Here is a 25,396-nt window from a genome sequence, read left to right as displayed (position 1 = left end):
GGGTGATATTATATAAAACGGCGAGGGTCGGGCTTTCGGCAGAAGCATAAAGCCCGACTTTGTTAATACATGGAGTTCTTTGGGTGCGGTTTTAAACGTGACCTCTACCCTAGTGTGATGTGTTCTTCCTAAAACATCTGTAACACTTTCACCTTTGTACACTCCACACATCTGAGTTGCGGTACGGTAGAGAGGAGAGTTCATAGGCTATCTGCGCTCTTTCTACAATCATTGTTAGAGAGCAGTGTTTTAGGTCAATGAACCGAAACCTTAAGCAAAATGGATTTATTCCAATCTACGCAAGGGAGCGCAAAAGTGCCCGATACGGCAACAGCTCAAGAATTTGATATTCTCATCCTCGGCGGCGGAAGCGCTGGTTATTCAGCAGCTCTTCGTGCAGTTCAGCTAGGATTCACCGTCGGTCTTATCGAGAAAGAAAAGCTCGGTGGCACCTGTCTTCACACCGGTTGTATTCCGACCAAAGCGTATTTGCACGCGGCAGAATTGGCTGAGGAATCTCGTGAAGCGTCCAAGTATGGCGTTAATGCCACTGTGGAATCCATTGATATGGGTAAAGTTCGCGATTACAAAGACGGCATCGTTGCAGGAAAGTTCAAGGGACTTTCTGGTCTTTTGAAGATGAAAAAAGTCACCGTTATTTCTGGTGAAGGTAAGCTGACCGCTACCGATACCATTACTGTTGATGGAACTGCTTATAAGGGCAAGCACATCATCTTGGCTTCTGGTTCTGTATCCAAAACTTTTGGTCTAGAGATTCGTGACCGTGTTCTTACTTCTACCGAAGCACTTCAGATGGATTATCTGCCCAAGAGCGCTATCGTTCTTGGTGGCGGTGTCATTGGTTCTGAGTTTGCGTCTATGTGGAACTCAATGGGTGTTGAGGTTACTATCATTGAGGGTCTACCTCACCTCGTCCCCAACGAAGATCCTTCCATCATTAAAGTTCTAGAACGTGAATTCAAAAAGCGTGGTATTAAGTTCAATACCGGAACTCTTTTTGAGAAGGTTGAACAGGACGCTAACGGCGCTAAAGTCACATTAGCTGACGGCAAAGTTTTTGAAGCAGATATCGTTCTTGTTGCTGTTGGTCGTGGCCCCAATACTGCTGGTTTCGGTTACGAAGAGCAGGGTCTTACGATGGATCGCGGTTTCGTAATTACCAACGAGCGTCTACATACCGGTGTTGGTAATATCTATGCTATTGGCGATATTGTTCCTGGTGTTCAGTTGGCACACCGTGGCTACCAGCAGGGCCGCTTTGTTGCAGAAGAGATTGCTGGTTTGAACCCTCAAATTGTTGAGGACGTCAATATTCCTAAGGTTACTTTCTGCGAACCTGAGATTGCTTCTGTGGGTTATTCTCAGCCTAAGGCTGAAGAGAAATTCGGTGCAGAAAACATCGAAACCACTGAATACAATTTGGCTGGTAACGGTAAGTCTGCAATTTTGGGCACTGGCGGTATTGTTAAGGTTGTTCGTCAGAAAGATGGCCCCATTGTCGGTGTCCATGCTATTGGTAAGCGTATGGGCGAGCAGATTGGCGAGGCTCAGATGTGGGTTGTTTGGGAAGCTTTCCCTGAGGATGTAGCACAGTTCATCCATGCGCACCCAACTCAGAACGAGTCTCTTGGCGAAGCTGCTATGGCACTTGCTGGTGCTCCCCTACACGGCTAATACTTCTCAGTATTTTGTGTTGGCGTATCAGCTGAGGTTGTTACGCCTTCACCTCCACTTTTTATAATTTCCGAATTCACAAGGAGAACGGGAAGATATGTCCCACACAGTAGAACTGCCCGCATTGGGCGAATCCGTAACCGAGGGTACCGTTACCCGCTGGCTCGTTGAAGTTGGCGATACCGTAGCCGTTGATGACCCCCTTCTTGAAGTTTCTACCGACAAGGTTGATACTGAGGTTCCTTCACCCGTAGCTGGTGTTGTAGAGCAGATTCTTGTTGAAGAAGATGCTGACGTTGAGGTTGGCGCTCCTCTCATCGTGATTGGCGATGGTTCTGGCGCTGCAGCTCCTGCTGCGCCTGCAGCTGCTGCGGAGAAATCAGCTCCAGCTGCTTCTCAGCAAGAGGCTCCTGCTGCACCTGCTGAGCAGGCGCCAGCTGCCGGTTCTGCAGAAGGACAAGAAGTTGTTCTTCCGGCACTGGGTGAGTCTGTTTCTTCTGGTACGGTCACTCGTTGGCTCAAAGAAGTCGGCGAAACCGTTGAGGTTGATGAACCACTCTTGGAAGTTTCCACCGACAAGGTTGACACTGAGGTTCCTTCTCCTGCTGCAGGTACTCTCCTAGAGATTCGTGTTCAAGAAGATGAAGAAGCTGAAGTTGGCCAGGTTCTTGCTGTTATCGGTAGTGCTTCTAGCGCTTCTGCTGCTGCACCTGCTACACCTTCCGCACCTGCAGAACAGGCTCCAGCTGTTGCAGCTACACCTGCTGCTGAGACAGTAGCTCCTGCAACTCCTGTTACTGAAGAGACTCCTGCTGCACAGGGCGAAGTATACGTCACTCCTCTTGTCCGCAAGTTGGCAAAGCAAGAAGGCATTGACCTTTCAACGATTAAGGGAACAGGCGTTGGTGGACGTATCCGCAAGCAGGATATTCAAGCAGCTGTAGAGGCTAAGAAGTCTGCTGCTCCTGCCGCACCTGTTGCTACCGCCCCAGCTGTAGCTGCGGCTGCACCTGTTGCAGCAGCTGCTGAGCAGAAGGCTGCTCCGGCTGCACCTAAGGTATCTTCAAAGCGCGGTACAACTGAAAAGGCTCCTCGTATTCGCCAGACCATTGCAAAGCGTATGGTGGAGTCTTTGGCAACTTCTGCTCAGCTTACTCAGGTTGCTGAAGTTGATTTGACTCGCCTTGTTGCTCTTCGCAACAAAGCGAAAGATGGTTTTGCTGCACGTGAGGGAGCTAAGCTCACCTTCTTGCCATTCTTCACTAAGGCAGTTACTGAGGCTCTTCAGCAGTTCCCTCAATTCAACGCTTCTATGTCTGAAGATCTTAAGGAAATCACCTACCACAATACTGAGAACATTGGTATTGCAGCAGATACTCCTAAGGGTCTACTCGTTCCTGTTATTCAGGATGCTGGAAACTTGAACGTAGCTGGCTTAGCTAAGAAAATTGGTGATGTTGCTTCTCGCGCACGTACCGGTCAGATTAACCCAGAAGAGCTATCCGGTTCTACTTTCACCATTTCTAATATTGGTAATACCGGTGGCGTATTCTTCACTCCTATTATCAACCAGCCTAACGTGGCTATTTTGGGTATTGGTGCAACGGTTAAGCGTCCTGCAGTTATTCAGGATGCAGAAGGCAACGATGTTATCGCGATCCGTAGCATGGCATACCTCTCTTTGACCTACGATCACCGTGTTATTGACGGTGCAGACGCTGGTCGTTTCCTTCACTTCTTGCAGACTCGCCTTGAAGGCGCTGCATTTGAGGCCGAGGTTGGTCTCTAAAAACTAGTGATAGTTTTCTAGGTATAAGTCTGTAGCTAGAACAGGGTGGGTGTAAGTCGCATATATAATGCGGCTTACACCCGCCCTTGTTTGAGTGCGTGTTTTTGAGCACTGAACAGAGTTTTAGTGTCAATGTGTCTGCAAAATATTTGTTTGTTCCGTAGACTAGAGACATGAGCACGGTTATTGCATTCTTAGTTTTCTTACATATCGTCGGAGCAGCATTAGTCTTCGGAATCTGGGTAGCATACTTCAAACAAGCTATCGTTCTTCCCGGACAATTTTATGCATCACTTTTGCAGCTAGCTACAGGCTTTGCCCTGTATTTCATTCAGATGTCTCAACATGCAGAGCTAAACCACATGAAAATTGGTATCAAGATTCTCTTGGCAATCGTTATCTGCGTAGCGGCGTTTGTTGGTCAACGTCAATACAAAATGGCACAAGCTGCAGGTACCCTTGAGAAAGCACGCAATATCCCCTTAGCACATGCTGTTGGCGGACTTGCTTTAATTAATATTGCTCTAGCAACGCTCTGGCACTAAAAGATTTTTCTACACACAGGATTACATAACGCGGTGTGGGTATCGATTAAACTTTCGATACTCACACCGCGTTTTCGATACGCATTGTATGTTCTTTATTCTTCATTCACAGGAACAGCCTCATAGATTTTCCAGGTTGTCTCATCAGGCAGAAGCGTAAAACGTACTGTCTGCTGAACGTTTTCTCCCATATTTTTAATTCCGTAACGTTGTTTTTCTTCTTCTGTTAAAAGTTCTGCACTTTGAGACGGAGAGATAACATCAGCTTGGACATCTATACGTTTTGGGCTGTTATCTACCTTCTGTATATGAGCTATTTTTACTTCTTGACGTCCAAGTTCTTTCTGAGTATCGCGTTTATGTAAGTCCATATCAGCTAGGTATTGTGGAGAGTTCTCGATGGCATAAGTTTGTATCTGAGGGTTCTGTTGAGAGAAGGATTCCTGACGTTTATGCAATAACGTTCCTAATACCTCAACAAGGTCTTCTCCTTCTAACGTAGGTTCATCTTCGATAGCAGAACGTTCCTCGTCTTCGGCACGGGCAAAGCTACCGTGTGATGGTGCTGGTGTCATGCCGCTCTTTGCAGAAGAACTTTCATGAATATTTTCGTGGCGAAGTTCTGCCAAGGGTGAGTGAGATGATTCGGTGACTCCATATGTCAGTATCATGGCTACAGTACAGCAGATAATCCCTCCTATCCCCCATAAGATCTTGCCTCGTGAAAACGACTGAGAGATTTTCGCTATCACATCAGCGACAGCTTTTTTGATTCCATAAGGTGATGCATCATGGTTAAGGTCAACCGAGGAAGATAGTTCGATAGAGCCTCGTTCAAAGAATCGTTGATAGCCACTCTTCTGTTCAGGAGAAGACGTTCGCCAGGGCTCTTCTGCAGGTAGAGTTCCATGTGTTTGTGGATGGGCACTGGCACAAAGGTTTACCGGGCGAGGAACGAACTCATGAGCTAATAGACGGTAAATTTCGTGCATATGAGGCATCTGTTCGGTTTTATCGATGGCTGCTTCCAGATGCTGCATTAATTCTGTATTCATTGTTGGGTACAGAAAATGTAAAGGGGTCCGTTCATGTGTAGTGGCAGGTTCTTCACCAGTTAAACAGCGCCAAATAATAGAGGCAAAGGCTGATTCGTCCTGACGAATATATTCGTCGATGACGGTTCTGTTTGCTCCGCGGAGTTCTCTTTCTGGAGCATATAGTTTCAATTTTCCTTCGCCGGTAAAACCAATATTTCGAGGGTTCAGCGCATGATATGCCATTTGCTGTTCGTGTAGCCAGCGCAGACCACGACAGAGCTGTTCAACCATGCCTGTCACTTCTTCTGGGGTAATTTTATTCCGCACAAGGAGGAGGTTCTCTAAAGTTCCAGCATCAGTTTGTTCATACCAAATATATTCTTTATCGCCAGTGGAGGATATAGCGAAAACAGTTGCGATGTCTTCATGGGTTGGTAGAGAGCATAGTCTCTCTGCCGGTCGCATTTCTTCTGGCGGAATATCTCGTATCTCTTCGAGCGTGTAGTTTCCTTCGGGAATTGATAAGGGGTTGTTCTGTTCTTCGGGAAGGTAACTCACCGCCCACAGGCTTCGCTGTTGCGTTGAGCCGAGAGAATATCGAAACGTAGCATATTGGTCGAGGGGAATGGTATGAGGATAGTTCGTTGGCTGGTTACTCATGGTTCTGGTATATCTTAGGGAGAACTCTTATGAGAGAAGATATCCACACAACAGCATTTCACCTAGTCATATAGATGTGGATAAATAGGTTAGCTAAGAAATATTTCTGTCATGTTCCTTGAAAAACTTAGGATGCCCTTTGTTCCGTCTCGGACGAATCTCACGTTTGAGGAATTTCCGAACAGAGAAAAACAAGGATACTGTAGAAGATATGAGCTTAGAGATTAAGCGGGTTGGTTTTGCCCCCGATTACGTAGACTATGTCAAAGCGCTTTCTTTACAACAGCGCATTCACGATAAAGTCTCCGCTTATGAACAGCAAAATACGGTGTTATTGTTAGAACATCAAGCTGTTATTACAGCTGGTAAACGCACTGAAGCACATGAATACCCCTCAGATACCAGTACACCCGTAGTTCCAATTGATAGAGGCGGAAAACTTACATGGCACGGGCCTGGGCAACTAGTCGGCTACCCTATTGTTCGTTTGCCGGAGCCCCTTGATGTTGTACGTTATGTTCGTATCTGTGAAGACATCATGATTAATGTTCTTGCACAACTAGGGATACAAGGACGTAGAGTCCAAGGACGCTCTGGGGTGTGGATTCTCGGAGAAGGCAATACTCCAGACCGCAAAATTGCTGCTATTGGTATACGTGTTGCTAAAAATACTACGATGCACGGTTTTGCCATTAATTGTTGCAATGATTTAACACCATTTAGCCAATTTATTCCCTGTGGAATTAGCGATGCTGGTGTTACCAGCATTAGCGAACAACTCGGCAGACGCTTCACCCCTGAAGAATTATTAGATTCTCTCGAAGCTGAGCTTTTAAGGTACAGCGACCAACTAGCCGAGTCTTTTGAACCGCGAGCACAATAAACATCACAGACTTCATTGCATCACACACGCAATAAATTATTAATGAATGGCCCGTATAGCATTAGAATTTCATCAGGTCATTGGAAGAAAAAGGAGCACTAAAGATGAGCGTAGCTACCGAAGGACGCAAGCTATTGCGTGTGGAAGCACGTAACGCTGAAGTCCCCATCGAGAAAAAGCCTCACTGGATTAAAACTAAAGCCAAAGTCGGTCCTGCCTACAAAGACATGATTAACCTCGCTCGTGGCTCTGGGCTACATACAGTCTGCGAGGAAGCCGGCTGCCCCAATATCTACGAATGTTGGGAAGACCGTGAAGCAACGTACCTCATCGGCGGTTCAGAATGCACTCGTCGCTGCGATTTCTGCCAAATTGCAACCGGAAAACCTGTAGCTCTAGACCGTACTGAACCAATTAAAGTTGCGCTATCTGTTAAAAAAATGGGGCTACGTTATACCACCGTTACTGGTGTTGCACGAGACGACTTACCCGATGGTGGTGCATGGCTCTATGCAGAAACCATCCGCCAGATTCATAAAGTATCGCCTGGAACAGGTGTCGAAATCCTTATCCCCGATTTCAAAGGCACGCCAGAAGACGTACAGCAAGTTATTGACGCTAAACCAGAAGTGTTTGCGCACAATCTCGAAACTGTTCCACGAATTTTCCGTAAGATTCGCCCAGCATTCCGTTACGAACGCTCTCTTGAGGTAATCCAACAGGGTAAAGAAGCTGGTCTCATCACCAAATCGAATCTGATTCTTGGAATGGGCGAAACCGAAGAAGAAATTTACGAGGCCCTTTGCGACCTCTACGATTACGGTTGTGACACCATCACTTTGACGCAATATCTGCGGCCGGGTCCGCTCTTCCATCCCATTGATCGTTGGGTTAAACCCCAAGAATTCCTTAAATATTCTGCTATGGCAGAAGAAATCGGTTTTGCTGGAGTTATGGCAGGCCCAATGGTCCGTTCCTCCTACCGTGCAGGACGCCTCTGGGCACGCGCTATGAAGCATAACGGTTACCCTATTCCACCCGAACTTGCTCATATTGACGATGACGGCGGAGCAATGCAAGAAGCTTCCGCTTTAGTTGCTGCAGGATATTAGGCCCGAGAAACACGTATTTTGGCTGCGACTTTTGCTCTGTAATGGATATTTTCTCCTCCCAACATCGTCTCAGCCGATACGTCATATAGAATAAATATTTGTACGCTCTCAGCCTGCGTGGTTGGGTGCCCCAGCACAACACCTTAAGCGAAGGACGCACAGTGACTTCATCACGCGACGAAAAGCGCGCACAACAAGACAAAAAGAAAAAGAATAAAGGTCCTGGCATGTTTGCTCAGATGAAGCAAGTCTATGCTATGACTCGCACATCTGAGCCTCGTATTGGTTGGATTCTTTTCTTCTGGGCAGCAGCTGTTCTTATTGCCTTTGTCCTCCTCGGTATCCTGCTCAAGAACTGGATTACGTGGACTATTATCGGCATTCCTTTTGCTCTTCTTGTTGCTGTTATGATTCTTTCCCGAAAAGCAGAAAAAGCTGCTTTCGGTCAGATTGAAGGTCAGACCGGCGCATCTGGTGCAGCGTTGAATTCTCTACGTCGAGGATGGATTGTAGAACAGCAACCGGTAGCTATTAATCCTCGAACTCAAGATGTTGTCTTCCGCGCACTTGGTCGTCCTGGTATTGTTTTGGTTACCGAAGGTACGCCTGCCCGTGTATCTTCACTGGTTAATCAGGAAAAGAAACGTCTTAAACGAGTGATTCCTAATGTTCCAGTTCATGTTATTCATTCTGGCAATGGTGAAGGGCAGACTCCTCTGAAGAAAATTGTTCCTCAGATGAAGAAACTTCCTAAGCAACTCACTCAGCAAGAAGTTCACGCTATCAATAACCGATTGTCATCGTTGCAAAATAATATGCTACCTATTCCTAAGGGCATTGATCCAAGTCGTATGCGACCTGACCGTCAGGCTATGCGCGGACGATAAAAAGTATTTATAAATAAGGGTGGTTGGTGATGTATACGCGTCACCAACCACCCTTATTTTTATCTTTGCCATATATCAACGGATACGTACAAGAATCATATTGCGAATTCTGTCATGTACTCCCCGTGTATCTGCATCCATCATAAAAACGGGGAGAACAAGCATTACCAAAGTTGAACGTAAGATAGCGTTCTTCACTCCGACAGGACGCCCATCAAGAGTTTGGACCTGCATCCCACACAAGAAATGCCCTAAAGTATGCCCGTATAAGCCGATGGTGATGCTTTGATAGGCCCAAACAACAAGAAGTAAGAATACTTGTAGGTGTGGAACGTTCAAAAAATACAGTACTGCCCACCAAAGATACCAGTCGATACAAAAAGCAATAATTCTTCGCCCAAAACGGGCGATAGAACCAGGACCTTGTTGAGGTCTTCCCATGTATTCGCCTGGGTATTTTTGGTCTGTAGGCGGGCCGTTGAGCCAGGACCCTAAATCTTCGCGTTTCATCACGGTTTAAGAGTATCTAACTTTTCTCATATGGTCAGAGGAACACCCTAGAGGTGACTTACATCTCTCATTCATGTTACGAACACGAAACATAAAAGATACGTTTGAGCAAAAATACCAGAATATGGTTAACAACAACCACAGGGGATTACCTAAATTTTTACGGTCGCCTCAAAACTCATCTAAGGAGAACAACCGACCATGTTTACCAGCGCACAAGAAGTTCTAGATTTCATTAAGGATGAAGAAGTCGTATTCGTCGACATCCGCTTCTGCGATATGCCCGGTGTACAGCAGCACTTCAACCTTCCTGCTAAATCTATCGACGATGATTTCTTTGTCAATGGGCAGCTTTTTGACGGATCATCCATTCGAGGGTTCCAAGGCATCGCAGAATCTGATATGCAACTTATCCCCGACGTCAATTCTGCGTATGTAGATCCTTTCCGTGTCGAAAAGACTCTGGTCATCACCTGCTCCATCGTTAATCCACGCACCGGAGAGCCTTACCACCGTGACCCTCGTGGTGTTGCCGAACGCGCTGAAGAATACCTCAAATCTACAGGTATTGCGGATACAGCATTCTTCGCATCTGAAGCAGAATTTTTCGTCTTTGAGGACGTACGATACGACGTCCAGCCCCAAGGTTCCTTCTATGCTGTTGATTCTGACGAAGCACAGTGGAACACTGGACGCGTTGAAGAAGGCGGAAACCTTGGTAATAAAACCCCCACCAAAGGTGGATATTTCCCTGTTTCTCCCGTTGATAAACAAGCAGATTTGCGAGACTCCATTTGTGTAGCACTCGACGAGGTCGGGCTCGAGGTAGAACGCTCTCACCACGAGGTTGGAGGCCCAGGTCAGGCAGAAATTAACTACAAGTTCTCCACCCTCACCCAAGCAGCAGACGACCTTCTAAAGTTCAAATATGTCGTCAAAAACACCGCAGATGCATACGGCAAGTCTGTCACCTTCATGCCTAAACCCATTTTTGGTGATAACGGTTCTGGTATGCACTGCCACCAGTCACTATGGAACAATGGGGAACCTCTCTTCTACGACGAGCGCGGTTATGCAAACCTCTCTGATACTGCACGCTGGTATATTGGCGGTCTGATTGAGCATTCCTCAGCAGTTCTTGCATTCACCAACCCCACGGTCAACTCCTATAAGCGTCTAGTCCCCGGCTATGAAGCACCTGTTAACATGGTGTATTCTCAGGGTAACCGTTCCGCTGGTATTCGTATCCCTATCACCGGAACTAACCCTAAGGCGAAACGTCTCGAGTTCCGTGCTCCAGACCCCTCCTGCAACCCATACTTTGCTTTTGCTGCTCAGCTCATGGCAGGTCTAGACGGTATTCGCAACCGTATTGAGCCACCTGCTCCAGTTGATAAGGACCTCTACGAGCTACCGGCAGAAGAAGCCAAAGATATTAAGAAGGCTCCTGCAAGCCTTGCTGAAGCGCTTGAAGCGCTTGAAGCAGACCATGAGTTCCTACTTCAAGGTGACGTCTTCACCGAAGACCTCATCAACGCGTGGATTGATTACAAGCGCACCCAAGAACTTGAGCCTCTTTCTCTTGTTCCTCACCCGCTTGAATTTGCCATGTACTACGGTGTCTAATTTCCTCGTAGGGTGAATATCACGAAAGGTCCTCCTCGTTCTTCTCGAGGAGGACCTTTCTCGTAGCTTAAGTACAGTGCTCATCACGTATATAAGTGCTTTAGAATAGTAGAGAAGAATATTCCGTCTCAGCTGTCCCCCTATTGTCTAGAGAGTTGAATCAAACTATGGAACAAATCTCAGATTTCACCTCATCTCAGGTGTTGTTACGTCCCCACGAAGTTTTTCAAACAGGGCTCATGGCGCAATTACTCGATGGAGTCTATGAGGGAGAGATGAACATCGAAGAACTTCTCACGCACGGAGACTTCGGTGTCGGAACGTTTAACGGGCTTGACGGCGAAATGATCATTCTGGACGGAAAATGCTACCAAATGCGGCATGATGGGTCTATCAGCCCTGCGCATATGCATCAAAAGACCCCTTTTGCGGTCGTTACTCATTTCAAACCCGTTATTAAGCGCGAGCTTCCACAGAACATTCTTCGACGTTCAGCCGCTCAAGTGCTCGATGATTTCACGGTCTCACAAAACTACATGTATGCCATCAAAATTGTTGGTTCTTTTGAATGGGTTCGCACCAGAACCGTCATCAGACAATCCAAACCGTACCCTAAGATGGTAGACGCCACAGAGAATGAAGATATCGTCCAATTTGATCATTGTGAAGGAACCATTGTCGGTTTTAGGACGCCTATCTATGAACAAGGCATTGGGGTTCCAGGATGCCACGCACACTTCATCGATAACACCTATCAGGCAGGTGGGCACGTTGTCGATTTTAAGCTCAAAGAAGCCCACGTTGAGATATGCCCGGGAACCTCTCTCAAGCTACAGTTACCACTCACCCCAGAATTTTCTCAAGCGAATCTCTCTCCAGAAGACCTTGCAGAGCAAATCTCGAAGGCAGAAAAGCACAGCTCATAAAATATGAGAGTCATCTACAACTGGCGAAAATCAGTGTCAAAGAAAAGGCGTTCAAAAACTTGTCGGGCTTGCCTGGTTGCTCGCAGATAATCTTCTTCAAGTTCACGTGTATGACCTGAAGGGTAGGCGCACCATCTCGCAATCGCTTCAAGGTCAATACGTGTACTCGTCAAAACGTCAGAAGGACGTCCCGTTCTGAGCATCTGGCATCCTCGAATTTTCGTTGCTAGTTTCCATGCTCGGCTAAGAATCCTCGCATCAGATTCTTTCAATAATCCAGCTATTTTCGCCTGTTCTAAAGCTTGTAGAGTACTGGTCACTTGAAGAGTGGGTATTTTAGAGGCGCAGCAAAGCTGAATCATCTGAATCAGCCACTCCACGTCAGATAAGCTACCGCGGCCTAATTTAAGTTGCCGGTTTCTATCAGCACCTTGTGGCATCCTCTCGTTCTCAACGCGGGCTTTAATGCGCCGAATATCCATCACCTGCTGCATGGTAAGCGTGGCAGGATAACGATACAGTGCAATCAAGTTCATAAACTTTTCTCCGAGTGCCTTAGACCCAGCAAAGGGACGAGCACGAAGCAACGCCTGATGCTCCCATGTATCAGCCCAACGCTCGTAGTATTCTCTAAACGATGCCAATGAGCGAACCATCGGCCCAGATTTTCCTTCAGGACGGAGGTTCGCATCAATATCAAGAATTTTTTCCGCTCTCAAAGGTGGCGTACACGGCTGTTTGAGAATCTGTACCATTCGATGAATAATCTCTGTTGCTTCAGAGGCAGCAACACTTTCATCAATCCCCTCACACGGCTCATGTACGTACATCACATCCACATCTGATCCGTAGCCAATCTCAAATCCGCCGTGTCGTCCCATCGCAATGATGCACACTTGAGTTTTCGGTTCTTGTTGAGTACGAGTGTAACGTTCGCGAAGAACAATGTTCAGTGCCGCTTCAACCGTAACTTGGTCGATAGTCGTTAGAGCCTGCATGGTTTGTTCGAGGCTCAAGAAATTGATGGCTTCACCCATAGCAATACGAAGAATTTCACGGCGACGAATCATCCTCACACTTCGGATTGCGTCGGCGGTATCTTCATGACGTATCAGACTATTGTGCAAGACTTCTTGTAACGCCTCAACACTACGCGGAAGTAGATCTTCTTGATGGTCTAACCATGCGATAGATTCTGGTGCGTCTTCAAGAAGGTCCGTAATAAAACGTGAACTTGAGAGAATCTGGCAGACTCGTTCAGCCGCTGCAGGAGAGTCTCTGAGCATCCTCAGATACCAAGGTGTTGTACCTAAGGACTCTGAGAGTCGACGAAAACCTAATAATCCGGCGTCTGGGTCTACGCCCTGTGCGAGCCATCCTAAAAGCACTGGCATGAGTGTACGTTGTATCTCAGCGCTACGTTTAATACCTTGGGTGAGGGCTTGGATATGTCGCATCGCTGTTCGTGTATCTTTATAGCCTAAAGCTCCTAGACGAGCCTGAGCTTCTTCAGGTGTTAACGCAACTTCACTTTGAGATAAATGCGAGACAGCCGCCAGAAGAGGGCGGAAGAAAAGACGCTCATGCAAAGAACGAATGGCACGTTTAGTTTTTGTCCAGTCTTTGATGAGTCCTTGTGCGGTCTGTTCACCGATATGTTCAGGAGAAGTAATAGCGCGTGCCAGCACCCTAATATCTTCATCTTTTTCGGGCATGAGGTGCGTCCGCCGCATGTACCGAAGTTGCAGACGGTGCTCCATCAGACGAATCTTCTGATAGTGTTCTTCAAAACTCTGTGCGTCAGCACGCCCGATAAAACTTGCTTTACTTAACGCTTGCAGGGAGTCTGTAGTGGCTTGAGTTCTCACGGAGGGGGTAAAACGCCCGTGGACCAGTTGCAAAAGTTGTACGGTAAACTCAATGTCTCGTAGTCCGCCAGGCCCAAGTTTAAGTTGGCGTTCCCGATGCTGTGCAGGGATATTTTCGGTCACGCGAGCGCGCATTTTTTGTACGGAGGAGACGAAGCCTTCTCTATTTGAGGATTCCCAGATGAATCCGGTAATTTTTTGCATCCATCGGTAGCCGAGGTCTGCGTTACCTGCGATGGGGCGTGCTTTAAGAAGTGCTTGAAATTCCCAGTTTTCTGCCCATCGTTGATAATAGGAGGTATAGGAATCGATGGTTCTTACGAGGGCGCCATCTTTCCCTTCAGGTCTAAGGTTTGGGTCAAGTTCCCAGAGTGCAGGTTCACTGGCTGGGGACATAATAACTTTTGAGATAGTCTGAACGATTTCTGAGGCGATACGTGAGACTTGTTCATCGGTTAGTGGTGTTTCTGATTCAGGTAGGGTCTTAGTATCGACAACATACATAACGTCGACGTCAGAGATGTAGTTGAGTTCTCGGGCTCCGCATTTTCCCATACCAATAATAGATAGTTGTACTTGTTGTGTATTGTTTTCCCCCCACTTTGTGTTAGCTTCTGCACGGGCAATAGCGAGTGCTCCGTCTAAGGCAGCAGACGCGAGGTCAGCGAGTTTTCGACTCACCAGAGGCATAATTTTTTGAGGGTTGTCTGCGGCGAGGTCGCAGACAGCAATTTCGCAGAGGTAACGACGGTAGAGCGTACGAAGTGTAATATACGCGTTTTTGTCGTAGCTTTGAGCCGTAGGGTTTTCGTCTTCGGGGTTGGCGCCAAGAGCTTTGAGAAGAGAACGGCGGTATTGGGTGTCTAATGGTGCTTGTGGGCAGAGGTGTTCGTGGTCTTTCTCTGGTAATAGTGTGGGCGGGCAGGGTTCTTCAAGTAAATGTTCTTGAGGGGAGGTTAAGACGTCAAGATGTTCTGGGTGCCGGAGCAAAAAATCTCCGAGAGTTTCAGATGCTCCAAGCAAGCGATATATTGCGAGAGGAGTTTGTTCTGCGTTGAGGGTTTTTTCTAGTTGTGGCGCTTTTTCTAGTAGGCGCACGAGACTTATGAGTGCGCTATCTGGTGATGGACTATAGCGCAGTCCCTCAAAGAGTTTTTCTCGGTCAATCTTCTTAAGCTCGGGGGCGTCAAGCCAGCGCAGACTTTTTTGTGCGTCAAAGAATCCGATAGCGACCATTTGGCTTAGTTGTGCGCGACGTTCGAGTTCTTCAATACTCAGCGTTCCTGTTGCCGGTTGTGTAGGTGGCACGGTGTGTCCTTTCCCTGCCCATAGTTGAAGGGGTGCCGGTGCTTGCTCATAGTAGTAGAAGAATAGGGTAGAACTAGCATGAGACGTTGGATGCTGGTTCTACCCTATTTTTTAGAGGATTCCTAGATTGTTTTTAAGTTCGTATGGGGTTACCTCAGCGCGGTATGCTTCCCAGTCGGTGCGCTTATTGCGAAGAAATTGTTCAAAGACCTGTTCTCCTAGTATTTCTGCCATAAATTCAGATTCTTCTGTTTTATGGATGGCATCATGTAGGGAGAACGGTAATGCGTGGTATCCCATTGCACGACGTTCTGCAGAACTCATGGCTTGTAGGTCTTCTACTACTGCTGGCCCAAGTTCGTATTCGCCTTCAATACCTTTAAGGCCTGCGCCGAGGATAACAGCATATGCAAGGTAAGGGTTCACAGCGGAGTCAATACCACGGTATTCGATGCGCGCTGATTGCATCTTATTAGGTTTATAGAGTGGCACACGCACGAGTGCAGAGCGGTTGTTGTGTCCCCATGAGACGTAGCTGGGTGCTTCTCCCCCGCCCCAGAGTCGTTTATAAGAGTTCACGAACTGGTTTGTGACAGATGTAAACTCTGGTGCGTGTTTGAGGATACCAGCGATAAAGTGCCGTGCAGTACGTGAAAGTTGGTATTCTGCTCCAGCTTCGAAGAAGGCGTTGGTATCGCCTTCAAAGAGAGAAAAGTGTGTGTGCATGCCTGACCCGGGGTGTTCGGTGAAAGGTTTAGGCATAAATGTTGCGTAGATATTCTGGGCGAGTGCAACTTCTTTGATGACGGTGCGGAAGCTCATAATATTATCTGCAGTTTGCAGTGCATCCGCATGGCGGAGGTCAATTTCGTTCTGTCCGGGACCAGCTTCGTGGTGAGAGAATTCGACGGAGATTCCGACTTCTTCAAGCATGGTCACGGCTCTACGGCGAAAGTCTTGGACGACTCCCCCCGGTGTGTGGTCAAAGTAGGATTCTGAGTCTACGGGGATGGGGAACCCGTTAGGTCCTAGCTCTTTGGATTTGAGGAGGTAGAACTCAATTTCTGGTGAGGTGTAGCAGGTAAAACCCATACTTGCCGCTTTTTCAAGGGTACGTTTGAGAACGCCTCGAGTGTCTGCTGCGCTGGGTTTGCCGTCGGGTGTGAGAAGATCGCAGAACATACGGGAGGTGGGTTCTTCATCACCACGCCAGGGAAGAATTTGGAATGTTGCGGGGTCAGGCTGCAAAAGCATATCTGATTCGTAGATACGTGATAGCCCCTCGATGGATGAGCCGTCAAATCCGAGTCCTTCTGCAAAAGCACTTTCGACTTCTGCAGGTGCGAGGGCAACTGATTTGAGTGTTCCGACGACGTCGGTAAACCACATTCGGACAAAACGCACATCGCGTTCTTCGATAGTGCGCAAAACAAATTCTTGTTGGCGGTCCATGGTACTCCTCGTAATATTTTTAGTCGTCGGTGACTGTAATAGGTTTCTGTCTACACTGTATAAGTTCTCTCATTTTTTCTCCGCTTTTAGACGTATCATGTCAGAGAACGAGTGGAGTTCTTTTTTAAGACTCCAGTAGCGGTGTTGATGAGATATCATCAACGGTCTATCTCTATGAATTTTTAAAGATATGTTCAGGCCCCGGGTAGATGCCCTGACGGACTTCTTCCCGATAGGTTTTTGCGGCATGAGTGAGTTCTTCAGCAATATGTGCGTATTGTTTGACAAAGCGTGCCATTTTTCCTTGGCGTAGCCCAAAAGCATCTTGCCATACGAGAACTTGACCGGTTGTCGAGGATCCTGCGCCAATACCGATGGTGGGGATATCTCCTACTGCGTTGTTCACAGATTCTGCAACGTCTTCTGTCACCATTTCCATGAGGAGACAGAAAGCTCCGGCTTCTGTGAGGGTTAGCGCATCGTGAAGAATTTTTTCTCGGCTCTCGCCACGTCCCTGAATTCTGAAACCACCAAGGGCATGCTCGGATTGTGGGGTGAACCCAATATGTGCCATCACAGGAATCCCCGCTTGTGTTACGGCTTTTACGTGTTCGGCGTAGGCGGAGCTTGCTTCCATTTTAATAGCGTGAGCACCGCCTTCTTTCATGAACCTGCTTGCTGTCTCAACTGCTTGAGCGGGGGAAGCCTGATATGAGCCGAAAGGTAAATCTGCAACAACCATTGAACGCTGTGCTCCACGAGATACAGCAGCAACAAGTGGAATCATCTCATCAACAGTAATAGCTAAGGTAGATTCATATCCGAGGACATTATTTGAAGCTGAATCTCCGACAAGGAGCAATTCGATTCCTGCGGCGTCAAAAATTTGTGCTGTCAGGTAATCGTAGCAAGTGAGCATCGCAAATTTTTCGCCAGCTACTTTTGCCGCGTTCAAGTGAACAGTACGAATCTTTCGTACGTTGTCAAAAACACTTGGTTGGTGAGATGTTAGTTCTTCTCGTGTGGAAGATTCCGTGGTTTTTTGAGCGTTATAGGGCGCGTTTTCTTCAGAAGCAGGTGTAGAACTCATAGATAAAAGTCTACCGCTATCATCCTGTATTTACCTCAGCAGAATCTCAGAATACCTTTCACACTTTAAGTTCAAACTGGAGGGTACTACCAAGAATCGTTGTTTTCGTCCCATTCTTCGTTGCGTTGTTTTGCTTTTTCCATAGCGTGTAAGGCTTCCTCATAACTTGGGTAAGGTCCCCATAAATCAGTGCCTAGTCCAAGGTTTCCTTGTTGTACCTGTCGTGTTTTTAAGTTATACCAGTACTCATTTTCTTCTGGTCCAGGTAAGTAGTCTTTACTCATAGGAGTCCCTTTCTCTAATGATATATATGACACTTCTAGCATCATAACGTGAGATATTCTCACAAGATGGAGGTATACCTCACAGCCTACTCTAGAACCGTTCTCTAAGATGCCTTATAGATTCTCTATTTTCTGGCATGAGTAATATTTTCTGCCGTTATTTGCCAAGATACGGCAAAATATCCGTTCTATGAAAGAAGAGTAGAACAACGAACCTCGCTCTTTGACAAGTTAGGATAAATCTATGGCTAAATTTTCCACTTCACATAATCTTCCTGCAACCCCAGGGCAAGCACCTATCGGCTGTTTAACACCAGGAGTAGTCACACCTATTAGACCAGTCCCTACACATATTGAACGCCCCGAATACGTGGGAAAAGCCGAAGCTCGTGAAGGCTACGACTCTAATATGTATACGCCTGAAGAAATTGAACTAGTACGAGAGTCTGGCACTATTGCAGCAAACGCTATTGCTGAAGCAGCAAAAGCTGCTGCCCCTGGTGTCACAACTGATGCCCTTGACGTCATCGTTCACGAATACATTTGTGATCATGGGGCGTACCCATCAACCGTAGAATACCGAGGGTACCCCAAGTCGGTGTGTACATCGCTCAATGAAGTGATTTGCCATGGAATTCCTGATAGCACTGTTTTAGAAGATGGAGATATTCTCAATCTTGACGTCACAGCCTATAAAAATGGTGTGCACGGAGATACTAACGTGACATTACTCATCGGTGATGTTGATGAGCAATCACGCCTTCTTGTTGAACGAACCAAGGAATCTCTTGACCGTGCAATTAAAGCTGTAAAACCTGGGCGAGAAATTAATGTTATTGGTCGAGTAATTGAAAAATACGCTGCTCGTTTTGGGTATGGAGTCGTTCGAGATTTCACCGGACACGGTGTAGGGCGAGAATTCCATTCAGGACTCATCATCCCTCACTACGATGCTGCACCAGCGTATAACACGGTCATGGAAGTAGGCATGATTTTTACGATTGAGCCAATGCTCACTCTCGGCGGAATTGAGTGGGAACTATGGAAAGACGATTGGACAGTCGTCACAAAAGACCGTCAACGCTCTGCACAATTTGAGCATACTCTCGTGGTGACCGAAGACGGTGCAGATATTCTTACCCTTCCTTCTATTTAGCCCCCCCTCAACCTCTATCAGGAGAATCTATGACTTCAGAGAACGCCACAACACACGTATCATGTGAAGATCTCACCATTGGTATTGATATTGGTGGAACCGGTATCAAGGGCGGTATCGTCAATGTTCGTACCGGAGAGCTTGTTTCAGATCGATTCCGTATCCCCACGCCGTCTCCAGCAACACCAGCAGCATGTGCACAAGTTGTTGCTGACATTGTTCAAGAACTTCAGTCACGGCCTGTAGCACCATCTGAAGATTCTCCTATCGGCGTTGATTTTCCAGCTATCGTCAAAAACGGCGTTGCGTTATCAGCCGCTAATGTAGATAAATCATGGATTGGCGTTAACATCGAACAATTAATGTCCGAAGCTCTCGGCGGACGAACAGTCTACGCTCTCAATGATGCTGACGCTGCCGGACTTGCAGAAGCATACTACGGACAAGGACGAGACAAACAAGGGCTCATCGCTGTTATTACCTTAGGTACAGGTATCGGCTCTGCCCTTATTCTCAATGGACAGCTCATCCCTAACACGGAGTTAGGTCACCTAGAATTAGACGGAGAAAATGCAGAGTCTCGTGCCTCTGCGCGAGCACGTGAACGAGATGACCTCTCATGGAAGAAATACGGTAAACGGTTACACCGTTATTTCAGTCATCTAACGTTGTTGTTCTCCCCCGACTTGTTTATTATCGGTGGTGGAATCTCTAAAAATCCTGAAAAATTCATGCCATATTTCGAAGATGATCTTGATATCCCGATGGTCATGGCCGCATTACGGAATAACGCCGGCATCGTAGGAGCCGCACTATGGGCTTTCGGGTTTGTTGAAGGCGAGCGCCAAAGACTAGCAGCTGAACAAGAGAGCTAAAAGGCCATCATTTGCTCCCTCATTGATTGAGACAAAAAGAACCTTCTGAGGAGACCGTTTTCTTTCTCAGAAGGTTCTTTTTATGTGTTCGTTATAAAAGAGTTGGTTGTTCTGGTCCCTCATCGTGTTGCCCTTGAGACAAGATATCTTCTGAAGGGCGAGAAGATGTTTTTTGCCCTTCACCATCAACACTTTGAGGTATCTCGTCATTGAGTGAGAGATCAGCAGAATAACTCTTATATGTATCGCGTAGTCCTTCGATAGCTTTCTCGAAATCTTCTAGACTCTCGAAGTTCTGATATACGCTGGCAAAACGAAGATAAGCAACAGCGTCTAGTCGCGATAACGGTTCAAGAATGGCTAATCCGACAGTATGAGCTTTTACGCGGTTATCTCCCAAAGAACGAATTTTTTCTTCAACTTCTTGTGAAAGTTTTGCTAAATCGTCTTCGCTCACAGGTCTGCCTTGGCAGGCTTTACGTAAGCCATTCACAATTTTTTCCCGTTTAAAAGGTTCTGTCACGCCCGAGCGTTTCACAACAGATATACCCGTTGTTTCATACGTCGTGAAACGGTCTTCACAGTTATCACATAAACGGCGACGACGAATTGCGCTGCCGTCTTCAATCACGCGCGAATCAATTACGCGTGAGCCTGCCTCATGGCAGTATGGGCAGTTCATCAGAGCTTACCTCCTGATTCAGAAGAATCGCTCATGCTACGAATGCTAATAGCTTCACCGTGTGCAGGGAGGTCTTCTTCCTGTGCCAAGGTCACGATGTGGTCGCCAATGTCTTCTAACGCAGGTTGAGAATACTCAATTAGCTGAACAACCTTCATAAAGGTTGAGGTGTTAAGACCTGATGCGAAAGAAGCTGTACCAGAGGTTGGTAATACGTGGTTTGACCCAGCAGCGTAATCGCCAAGAGGAACTGGAGAATACGGGCCAATAAAGATAGCTCCAGCATTACGCACACGTTGAGCAACTTCAGCAGGGTTCTTCGTATGAATCTCAAGGTGTTCAGCGGCGTAGGCGTCAGCAACACGTATGGATTGTTCTAAAGAATCTGTCAGAATAATTCCTGATTGAGGTCCTTCAAGAGCGGTTTTCACACGTTTTCGGTGTTTTGTTGCTGATGCTTGACGAGCAATAGCCTGAGATACTCGTTCAGCGCAATCGGGAGAGTCCGTAATCAGAATAGAACCCGCGTTAGGATCGTGTTCTGCTTGGGAGATTAAATCGGCCGCCACATATTCTGCGTGAGCAGAATTATCTGCAATCACAGCGATTTCGGTAGTGCCTGCTTCACCGTCAACACCCACAACACCTTGTAACGCACGCTTAGCTAAAGCAACAAAAATATTTCCTGGACCGGTAATAGTATCGACGCAATTAAGTTCGTCTTCAGCGTCTTCGATGCCATAGGCCATAGCAGCTAATGCTTGAGCACCGCCAATGGCCCATACCTCACGGATTCCAAGCAGTGCCGCAGCCGCCAAAATGGTTGGATGAGGCAATCCATCAAATTCTTTTTGTGGAGGACTGCATAATACGATAGATTCGACCCCTGCAGCCTGTGCGGGGACCGCGTTCATTATCACCGAGGAAGGATATACTGCCAACCCTCCCGGAACGTATAGGCCCACACGTCGAACAGGTGTCCACCTATTAATAAGCTGAGCGCCAGGAGCTACTTCAATCGTGGTGTCTTGAGGACGTTGCGCTTGAGCAAAAATACGGTTGCGTTCAATAGAAATTTCTAATGCTGCTCGAACTTTTGAATCGAGACGTTCCAAGGCATCCTCAAGTGCTGATTCAGGCACACGAAGAGAACGCTGGTGCACGCCGTCAAAACGTTCCGCTAATTCACGAATATAATCCGCACCAGAATTTTTGACACCGGAAATAATCTCTTCCACAGTTTGTTGAGCATTACCAACATACTCAGAGCTTTGACGAGGCATGAGAGCACGCAACTGCGTATAGCTGTAATCTTTCCCCCGTACATCTAAAAGAGAAAGTTTAGGGGGCAAATATTTTTGGTCTTCTGCAGATGTGCTCATATGTTTCATTCTACTGTGTTAGAGAGATAAAACCAGAACGGTACACAAACAGTAGCTTTTATTCCAAACACGTTGGGCCTAAAAGAACTTTTATGTCACCGTAGAAAGACGAATCAGCAGTCACACGCAAGTGATTGCCAAGACGCATCAAGGTTTTACCGGTACGGGTACCTAACGCGATACGTACTTCAGTTTCCCCAGGGTGGTTCTTGAGAATCTGCTGAAGCTCTAACAACATCTCTTCCGTTGCTTTGTATTCTGGGATAGAAATCGTCACAGGCCCAGCCGTATCACCAGCAGTTAATTCAAGCACCTTTATTTCTTGAGCACTAATACTGACAGAACCATCATCTCGACGTTGTAAACGACCTCTAATAGTACAGATAAGATCGTCAGCCAAAATAGGAGCAATCGGTTCGTAAATGCGCCCAAAGAACATAACTTCAATAGAGCCAGTACGATCCTCAAACTCAACACGAGCATACGGGTTACCGCTCTTTTTTGCTATACGTCGAGTAACAGAGGTAATCATGCCAGAGATAGTGACCATCGCCCCATCCTGAACTGATGATTCTTCATCAAAAAGAGACAAAATTGACGAAGTCGACAAAGCATCAAGCTGATTTTCTAGACCTTTAAGTGGATGGTCTGAGATATATAGACCCAACATCTCACGTTCAAAATTCAATTTATCACGTTTTTCCCACTCAGGGATATCAGGAATTTGCAGAATAGACTCGTTACCTAAACCTTCATCGTCAAGCCCTAAGCTACCGAAAAGGTCAAACTGTCCGGTTGCTTCACGACGTTTAACAGAAGCGGCAGAATCAACTGCTTCTTCGTGGATAGAAGATAATGCACGCCGACTTTGCCCGAACTCATCGAATGCACCAGCCTTAATCAATGAATCAACGGTTCGCTTATTGCACACGGTGAGAGGAACCTTATTCATAAAATCTTGGAAAGATTCGAAACGGCCCTTTTCTGTTCTCGCACTAACTAGTGCAGCGACTACAGGGGCACCAACGTTACGGATTGCGCCCATTCCAAAGCGGATATCGTCATTGACAGGAGTAAAGTTCAACTCGGATTCGTTAACGTCTGGAGGCAATACCGTAATACCCATGTGGCGACACTCGTTGAGATACGAGGCAAGTTTATCTTTATCGTCGCCCACAGAGGTAAGCAAAGCAGCCATATATTCTTGAGGGTAATGTGCTTTCAAATAAGCCGTCCAATAAGAGACTAGACCATAAGCTGCAGTGTGGGATTTATTAAATGCGTAGGCGGAGAAGGGAAGCAGGACATCCCACAACGCTTTAATAGCTTCTTCAGAATATCCATTCGATAGCATTCCTTGATGGAAGCTCTCATACTGCCGGTCAAGTTCTTCTTTTTTCTTCTTACCCATTGCACGACGCAACAAGTCTGCTTCACCCAGAGTATAGTTTGCTAATTTCTGTGCAATAGCCATAACCTGCTCTTGATACACAATCAAACCGTAGGTGGTATTGAGAATATCAGCCAGCGGCTCATCTAGCTCTGGGTGAATAGGTGTGACTTCTTGTTGTCCGTTCTTACGCAACGCATAGTTCGTGTGAGAGTTTGCGCCCATAGGTCCAGGACGGTACAGAGCCAAAACCGCGGAAATATCTTCAAAGTTATCCGGCTGCATCATTTTCAGCAAAGAACGCATCGGGCCACCGTCAAGCTGGAATACGCCTAATGTTTCACCGCGCGCTAGCAACTCATAGGATTCTTTATCGTCTAGAGACAACGCATCCAAGTCAAGGAAGAAGTCACGGTTTAGTTTAATGTTTTCAATAGCATCAGAGATGATTGTTAGGTTACGCAGACCCAAAAAGTCCATCTTAATCAGCCCAAGAGTTTCACACGTTGGGTAATCAAATTGGGTAATAATTTGCCCGTCCTGTTCACGGCGCATAATAGGAATCAAATCTAGCAAATCATGGCTCGACATGATAACACCTGCAGCGTGTACACCCCACTGACGTTTAAGTCCTTCTAAGCCAAGAGCCGTGTCAAAGACTTTCTGACATTCAGGGTCTTCGCGAAGTTGAGCGCGCATATCAGAGGCTTCGCCATAGCGTGCTGACTTCTCATCAATAATTTCTTTCAACGTCATGCCTTTACCCTGAACATCTGGTGGCATTAACTTGGTCAGGCGGTCACCCATCGAGAAGGGATAACCCAGCACGCGAGAAGAATCTTTGAGAGCTTGTTTTGCTTTAATCGTTCCGTAGGTAACAATCTGCGCGACTTTATCTTCACCATATTTTTCAGTGACATAGTGAATCACTTCAGAACGGCGACGATCGTCAAAGTCCACGTCGAAGTCAGGCATGCTCACACGCTCAGGGTTCAAGAAACGTTCGAAGAGCAAATCATGTTCTAGGGGGTTGAGCTCAGTAATACGCATCGCGTATGCAACCATTGAACCTGCACCAGAACCACGCCCAGGCCCAACACGAATACCATTATTTTTAGCCCAGTTAATGAAGTCAGCAACCACCAAGAAGTAGCCGGGGAACCCCATCTTTGAGATAACTTCAACTTCGTATTCTGCTTGCCGACGTACCTCATCTGGTACACCTTTGGGGAAGCGGAAGTGTAGCCCTTTTTCAACTTCTTTGACGAACCATGATTCCTCGTTTTCCCCCTCTGGGGTGGGGAACGCTGGCATATAGTTTGCGTTGGTGTTGAACTCTACATTACAACGTTCGGCAATTTCGAGAGTGTTATCGCAAGCTTCAGGGAAGTCACGGTACAGTTCTCGCATTTCTTCTGGAGATTTAAGGTAAAAGTTTGAAGCGTCGAACTTAAAACGTTTAGGGTCTTGCAGCGTGGTACCAGATTGCACGCAGAGCAACGCCGCGTGCGCTTGAGCGTCGTGTTCATGAGTGTAATGCAAATCGTTGGTAGCGACGAGTGGAAGCTTTAAATCTCGAGCGAGACGCATCAAATCTTCAACAACAACTTTTTCAATGCCGATGCCGTGATCCATGAGCTCACAATAGTAATTCTCAGCACCGAGAATATCTCGAAAATCGGAGGCAGCTTGAAGAGCTTCTTGATATTGTCCAAGGCGTAGGCGAGTCTGAACTTCTCCAGAGGGGCACCCTGTTGTCCCAATCAGTCCTTTGCCATAAGTCTGCAATAGCTCACGGTCCATACGAGGCTTATAAAAGTGGCCTTCGAGAGAGGCTAGAGAGGACGCTCTAAAGAGGTTATGCATACCTTGAGTGGTTTCTGCCCACAACGTCATATGGGTATACGCACCACCACCAGAAACGTCACCATATTCAGAAATGTTTGGTTCACCCCAACGTACACGGCTACGGTCTGTCCGGTGAGTACCAGGGGTGACGTACGCTTCAAGACCAATAATGGGTTTAACACCCGCATCATTTGCTTTTTGCCAAAAGTCAAAAGCCCCAAAGAGAAAACCGTGGTCTGTCGTTGCCATGGCATCCATATTCAGCTCTTTAGCACGGCTAAAGAGCTCCGTCAGGCGCGCTGCACCATCGAGCATAGAATACTCGGTGTGTACGTGTAGATGAGTAAAACCTTTACCGCTCACGTTATTCTTCTTTCCTCTAGCTTCGATG

20 protein-coding genes are annotated in these 25,396 nt (G+C 46.9%); 10 read left to right on the top strand and 10 right to left on the bottom strand.

The features are described 5' to 3' along the window. Positions 1-204, bottom strand: a 204-nt coding sequence (locus ACN084_RS06790) for a hypothetical protein (RefSeq protein WP_419106332.1), incomplete at its 3' end; no start/stop codon positions are given. Between the two features lie 111 nt (positions 205-315). Here ACN084_RS06790 and lpdA point away from each other — a divergent pair. The 3 genes from lpdA (at position 316) to ACN084_RS06775 (ending at position 4,029) form a co-directional block, all read left to right on the top strand. Next, a complete protein-coding gene (gene lpdA, locus ACN084_RS06785; protein WP_419106331.1) occupies positions 316-1,695 on the top strand; it encodes a dihydrolipoyl dehydrogenase in 1,380 nt (459 codons plus the stop codon). A gap of 97 nt (positions 1,696-1,792) precedes the next feature. Next, entirely contained in the window at positions 1,793-3,484 is a 1,692-nt protein-coding gene (gene sucB / locus ACN084_RS06780; protein WP_419106330.1) for a 2-oxoglutarate dehydrogenase, E2 component, dihydrolipoamide succinyltransferase, read from the top strand. A 173-nt stretch (positions 3,485-3,657) separates the two neighbouring features. Next, entirely contained in the window at positions 3,658-4,029 is a 372-nt protein-coding gene (locus tag ACN084_RS06775) for a hypothetical protein (RefSeq protein WP_419106329.1), read from the top strand. A 95-nt stretch (positions 4,030-4,124) separates the two neighbouring features. Here the strand turns inward: ACN084_RS06775 and ACN084_RS06770 are convergent, their stop codons facing one another. Beyond that, positions 4,125-5,726 carry a protein kinase gene (locus ACN084_RS06770; protein ID WP_419106328.1) on the bottom strand — a complete coding sequence of 534 codons (1,602 nt, stop codon included), beginning with the start codon at positions 5,724-5,726 and terminating at the stop codon, positions 4,125-4,127. Positions 5,727-5,937: 211 nt separating this feature from the next. Here ACN084_RS06770 and lipB point away from each other — a divergent pair, with 211 nt between their 5' ends. The 3 genes from lipB to ACN084_RS06755 all read left to right on the top strand — a co-directional run bounded on the left by lipB (position 5,938) and on the right by ACN084_RS06755 (position 8,608). Continuing rightward, positions 5,938-6,609: a lipoyl(octanoyl) transferase LipB gene (lipB, locus tag ACN084_RS06765; RefSeq protein ID WP_419101862.1), complete on the top strand. Its 672-nt coding sequence runs from the start codon at positions 5,938-5,940 to the stop codon at positions 6,607-6,609. Positions 6,610-6,713: 104 nt separating this feature from the next. Beyond that, complete coding sequence (gene lipA, locus ACN084_RS06760) at positions 6,714-7,721, top strand: lipoyl synthase (protein ID WP_419101863.1); 1,008 nt, start codon at positions 6,714-6,716, stop codon at positions 7,719-7,721. A 161-nt stretch (positions 7,722-7,882) separates the two neighbouring features. Then, positions 7,883-8,608, top strand: a complete 726-nt coding sequence (locus ACN084_RS06755; protein WP_419106326.1) for a DUF4191 domain-containing protein — start codon at positions 7,883-7,885, stop codon at positions 8,606-8,608. Positions 8,609-8,683: 75 nt separating this feature from the next. Here the strand turns inward: ACN084_RS06755 and ACN084_RS06750 are convergent, their stop codons facing one another. After that, on the bottom strand, positions 8,684-9,118 hold the full coding sequence (locus ACN084_RS06750; RefSeq protein WP_419101942.1) for an RDD family protein: 435 nt from the start codon (positions 9,116-9,118) through the stop codon (positions 8,684-8,686). Between the two features lie 201 nt (positions 9,119-9,319). Here ACN084_RS06750 and glnA (ACN084_RS06745) point away from each other — a divergent pair, with 201 nt between their 5' ends. Together glnA (ACN084_RS06745) and budA are read left to right on the top strand one after the other, a co-directional pair. Continuing rightward, a complete protein-coding gene (gene glnA, locus ACN084_RS06745; RefSeq protein WP_419101865.1) occupies positions 9,320-10,744 on the top strand; it encodes a type I glutamate--ammonia ligase in 1,425 nt (474 codons plus the stop codon). Positions 10,745-10,911: 167 nt separating this feature from the next. Continuing rightward, a complete protein-coding gene (gene budA / locus ACN084_RS06740; protein ID WP_419106325.1) occupies positions 10,912-11,670 on the top strand; it encodes an acetolactate decarboxylase in 759 nt (252 codons plus the stop codon). Positions 11,671-11,684: 14 nt separating this feature from the next. Here budA and ACN084_RS06735 read toward each other — a convergent pair whose 3' ends face one another. The 4 genes from ACN084_RS06735 to ACN084_RS06720 all read right to left on the bottom strand — a co-directional run bounded on the left by ACN084_RS06735 (position 11,685) and on the right by ACN084_RS06720 (position 17,672). Then, positions 11,685-14,846, bottom strand: coding sequence for a bifunctional [glutamine synthetase] adenylyltransferase/[glutamine synthetase]-adenylyl-L-tyrosine phosphorylase (locus ACN084_RS06735; RefSeq protein WP_419106323.1), 3,162 nt, complete (start codon positions 14,844-14,846; stop codon positions 11,685-11,687). 111 nt (positions 14,847-14,957) lie between these two features. Then, positions 14,958-16,298 (bottom strand): type I glutamate--ammonia ligase, encoded by a 1,341-nt coding sequence (glnA, locus tag ACN084_RS06730; RefSeq protein WP_419101868.1) that lies wholly within the window; start codon positions 16,296-16,298, stop codon positions 14,958-14,960. A gap of 172 nt (positions 16,299-16,470) precedes the next feature. Next, positions 16,471-17,388 (bottom strand): 3-methyl-2-oxobutanoate hydroxymethyltransferase, encoded by a 918-nt coding sequence (gene panB, locus ACN084_RS06725; RefSeq protein WP_419101869.1) that lies wholly within the window; start codon positions 17,386-17,388, stop codon positions 16,471-16,473. An 86-nt stretch (positions 17,389-17,474) separates the two neighbouring features. Further along, entirely contained in the window at positions 17,475-17,672 is a 198-nt protein-coding gene (locus tag ACN084_RS06720; protein ID WP_419101870.1) for an SPOR domain-containing protein, read from the bottom strand. Between the two features lie 244 nt (positions 17,673-17,916). On the opposite strand from ACN084_RS06720, the gene map reads away from it, so the two are divergent. Together map and ppgK are read left to right on the top strand one after the other, a co-directional pair. Further along, complete coding sequence (gene map / locus ACN084_RS06715; RefSeq protein WP_419106321.1) at positions 17,917-18,828, top strand: type I methionyl aminopeptidase; 912 nt, start codon at positions 17,917-17,919, stop codon at positions 18,826-18,828. 29 nt (positions 18,829-18,857) lie between these two features. Beyond that, positions 18,858-19,703, top strand: a complete 846-nt coding sequence (gene ppgK, locus ACN084_RS06710; protein ID WP_419106320.1) for a polyphosphate--glucose phosphotransferase — start codon at positions 18,858-18,860, stop codon at positions 19,701-19,703. Between the two features lie 91 nt (positions 19,704-19,794). On the opposite strand, the gene nrdR is transcribed toward ppgK, so the two are convergent. From nrdR to dnaE, 3 genes are read right to left on the bottom strand one after another with little or no spacing between them, the layout of a single operon-like run. Next, positions 19,795-20,385 (bottom strand): transcriptional regulator NrdR, encoded by a 591-nt coding sequence (gene nrdR, locus ACN084_RS06705; RefSeq protein WP_419101873.1) that lies wholly within the window; start codon positions 20,383-20,385, stop codon positions 19,795-19,797. Then, positions 20,385-21,767, bottom strand: a complete 1,383-nt coding sequence (gene hisD / locus ACN084_RS06700) for a histidinol dehydrogenase (RefSeq protein WP_419106319.1) — start codon at positions 21,765-21,767, stop codon at positions 20,385-20,387. Before hisD ends, nrdR begins: the two co-directional genes overlap by 1 nt. A 58-nt stretch (positions 21,768-21,825) precedes the next feature. Next, positions 21,826-25,368, bottom strand: a complete 3,543-nt coding sequence (gene dnaE, locus ACN084_RS06695; RefSeq protein WP_419106318.1) for a DNA polymerase III subunit alpha — start codon at positions 25,366-25,368, stop codon at positions 21,826-21,828. Positions 25,369-25,396: the final 28 nt, after the last annotated feature.

This window comes from Rothia sp. P7208, assembly GCF_048512915.1.
Taxonomy (GTDB): Bacteria; Actinomycetota; Actinomycetes; order Actinomycetales; family Micrococcaceae; genus Rothia.
This window is presented reverse-complemented; position numbering and strand designations above follow the sequence as displayed.

Coding starts and splice junctions, on each gene's coding strand:
- map (WP_419106321.1), top strand. CDS start 17,917: ATGGCTAAATTTTCCACTTCACATAATCTTCCTGCAACCCCAGGGCAA.
- ACN084_RS06775 (WP_419106329.1), top strand. CDS start 3,658: ATGAGCACGGTTATTGCATTCTTAGTTTTCTTACATATCGTCGGAGCA.
- budA (WP_419106325.1), top strand. CDS start 10,912: ATGGAACAAATCTCAGATTTCACCTCATCTCAGGTGTTGTTACGTCCC.
- glnA (WP_419101868.1), bottom strand. CDS start 16,298: ATGGACCGCCAACAAGAATTTGTTTTGCGCACTATCGAAGAACGCGAT.
- ppgK (WP_419106320.1), top strand. CDS start 18,858: ATGACTTCAGAGAACGCCACAACACACGTATCATGTGAAGATCTCACC.
- ACN084_RS06770 (WP_419106328.1), bottom strand. CDS start 5,726: ATGAGTAACCAGCCAACGAACTATCCTCATACCATTCCCCTCGACCAA.
- lipB (WP_419101862.1), top strand. CDS start 5,938: ATGAGCTTAGAGATTAAGCGGGTTGGTTTTGCCCCCGATTACGTAGAC.
- hisD (WP_419106319.1), bottom strand. CDS start 21,767: ATGAGCACATCTGCAGAAGACCAAAAATATTTGCCCCCTAAACTTTCT.
- sucB (WP_419106330.1), top strand. CDS start 1,793: ATGTCCCACACAGTAGAACTGCCCGCATTGGGCGAATCCGTAACCGAG.
- ACN084_RS06720 (WP_419101870.1), bottom strand. CDS start 17,672: ATGAGTAAAGACTACTTACCTGGACCAGAAGAAAATGAGTACTGGTAT.
- glnA (WP_419101865.1), top strand. CDS start 9,320: ATGTTTACCAGCGCACAAGAAGTTCTAGATTTCATTAAGGATGAAGAA.
- nrdR (WP_419101873.1), bottom strand. CDS start 20,385: ATGAACTGCCCATACTGCCATGAGGCAGGCTCACGCGTAATTGATTCG.
- ACN084_RS06750 (WP_419101942.1), bottom strand. CDS start 9,118: ATGAAACGCGAAGATTTAGGGTCCTGGCTCAACGGCCCGCCTACAGAC.
- panB (WP_419101869.1), bottom strand. CDS start 17,388: ATGAGTTCTACACCTGCTTCTGAAGAAAACGCGCCCTATAACGCTCAA.
- lipA (WP_419101863.1), top strand. CDS start 6,714: ATGAGCGTAGCTACCGAAGGACGCAAGCTATTGCGTGTGGAAGCACGT.